Origin of the sequence: Streptomyces sp. PA03-1a (assembly GCF_033792805.1) — a bacterium.
Classification (GTDB): Bacteria; Actinomycetota; Actinomycetes; order Streptomycetales; family Streptomycetaceae; genus Actinacidiphila.
This window is the reverse complement of sequence record NZ_JARAVO010000460.1, coordinates 1-1923: the sequence shown is the minus strand read 5'-3', so window position 1 is coordinate 1923 and position 1923 is coordinate 1. Positions and strand designations below refer to the sequence as shown.

2 protein-coding genes are annotated in these 1923 nt (G+C 76.7%); one reads left to right on the top strand and one right to left on the bottom strand.

Going from position 1 to position 1923, the window contains the following annotated elements:
- The first annotated feature begins 153 nt into the window (after window positions 1–153).
- Window positions 154–1032, top strand: coding sequence for a DcsG N-terminal domain-containing protein (locus PV341_RS44870; RefSeq protein ID WP_500361010.1), 879 nt, complete (start codon window positions 154–156; stop codon window positions 1030–1032).
- A 3-nt stretch (window positions 1033–1035) separates the two neighbouring features.
- On the opposite strand, the gene PV341_RS44865 is transcribed toward PV341_RS44870, so the two are convergent.
- Window positions 1036–1797: a uracil-DNA glycosylase gene (locus tag PV341_RS44865; protein WP_500326502.1), complete on the bottom strand. Its 762-nt coding sequence runs from the start codon at window positions 1795–1797 to the stop codon at window positions 1036–1038.
- Window positions 1798–1923 lie beyond the last annotated feature (126 nt).

The window sequence follows — 1923 nt, the reverse complement described above, 5'->3', positions numbered from 1 at the left end:
GCCGGGGGCAGAACGGCGGCCGGGGCGGGACTTGGGCATGCCGCCATTGTGCACGGCCGCTGCGGGCGTGCCCGCAGGCCCCGTGACCACCGGCGATTCCTCCCGGGTAGCCTGCGGGACGGCAAGATCTCCGCCCGACCCCGAGGAGCCCCCGTGCCGCAGCCGAGGATCGCCCTGGTGACCACCGCGCACCTTCCGGCGGGCGCCGTCGACCGCGACCTGCCCCTGCTGCGGGACGCCGTCGCGGCGGCGGGCGCCGAGGCCGTGATCGTGCACTGGGACGACCCGGACGTCGACTGGGCCGGGTTCGACCTGGTGGTCATACGGTCGACCTGGGACTACACGGTGCGCACCGAGGAGTTCCTGGCCTGGGCCGACCGCTGCGGCGCCGCCACCACCCTGTTCAACCCGCCCGCGGTCGTGCGCTGGAACTCCGACAAGCGCTACCTCGGCGAGCTGGCCTCACTCGGCGTGCCCGCGGTCGCCACCCGCTACCTCCCGCCGGGCGGCGGCACCGGCGGGCTGCCCGGCGACCGGGATTTCGTGGTCAAGCCCGCCGCGGGCGCGGGCGCCCGCTACGCCGCGCGCTACCGCCCCGGGCAGCACGAGGAGGCGCGGGAGCACGTGGCGCGGATGCACGAGGAGGGCCTCACCGCGATGGTCCAGCCCTACATGCCGCGGATCGACACCACCGGCGAGCGCGCCCTGGTCTTCCTCGGCGGCCGGTTCCTGCACGCCATCGCCAAGAACGCCGTGCTGTCCCCGGACACGCGCTACGACCAGCGCAAGGTCGCCCACCCCGGGGTGCGTCCCTGGACCCCGACCGAGGCGGAACTGGCCGCCGCGGAACGGGCGCTGGCCGCCGTACCGGGTACGCCGGAGCTGCTCTACGCCCGGGTGGACCTCGTCGACGGCGAGGACGGCGCCCCGTGCGTGATGGAGCTGGAGCTCATCGAGCCCAACCTGTTCCTGACGGACCACCCGGACTCGTTGCCCGTGGTCGCCGGCGCGATCGTTGCGGCCGCGGGCTGAGTCTCAGCGGGTCACGGGCAGCCCGGCACGCGCGGCGGCCGTCGCGAGGACCTCGCGCAGCATGGCGGGGGTGAGCCGCCCGGTGAAGGTGTTCTGCTGGCTGACGTGGTAGCAGCCGAACAGGTGCAGCGGCGGCTCCCCTTCCGCGGGGGCCGCCAGTTCCACGTGCGCGCCGTGCCCGAACCGGGGGAGCGGCCGCGGCAGCCGGTACCCGGCGCCGCCGAGCACGGGCAGCAGCGCCTGCCAGCCGAACGCGCCGAGGACGACGATCGCGCGCAGCGTGGGCCGCAGCAGTTCCAGTTCGCGCACCAGCCACGGGCGGCAGGTCAGCCGCTCCTGCGTGGTGGGCTTGTTGGCGGGCGGCGCGCAGTGGACGGGCGAGGTCACCCGTACCCCGTACAGCTCCAGGCCGTCGCCGCGTTCCGTGGAGGTGGGCTGGGAGGCCAGGCCGACGGCGTGCAGCGCCTCGAACAGCACGTCGCCCGAGCGGTCGCCGGTGAACATCCGGCCGGTGCGGTTGCCGCCGTGCGCGGCGGGGGCCAGACCGACCAGGGCCAGCGCGGCGTCCGGCGGGCCGAAGCCCGGCACGGGACGGGCCCAGTACTCCCATCCGGCGTAGGCGCGGCGCCGGACCCGGGCGGTCTCCTCGCGCCAGGCGACCAGCCGCGGGCAGGCCCGGCAGCCGGTCAGCCGTTCGTCGAGCGCGGCCAGGTCCCCCGCACCGGGCGCGGACAGGGCGGGGAAGTCCGCCGATTCCTGCTGCACCGTGCGCCGTCCCTTCACGGCCCTACGGCGGTCGCAGGGCCCGCGTCCCACGCTACCCACCAGGCCCCCGGCCCCGCCGCGGGGGCGCGGCGGGGCCGGGGGAACGCGCCGGGAGGGCGCGGGGTC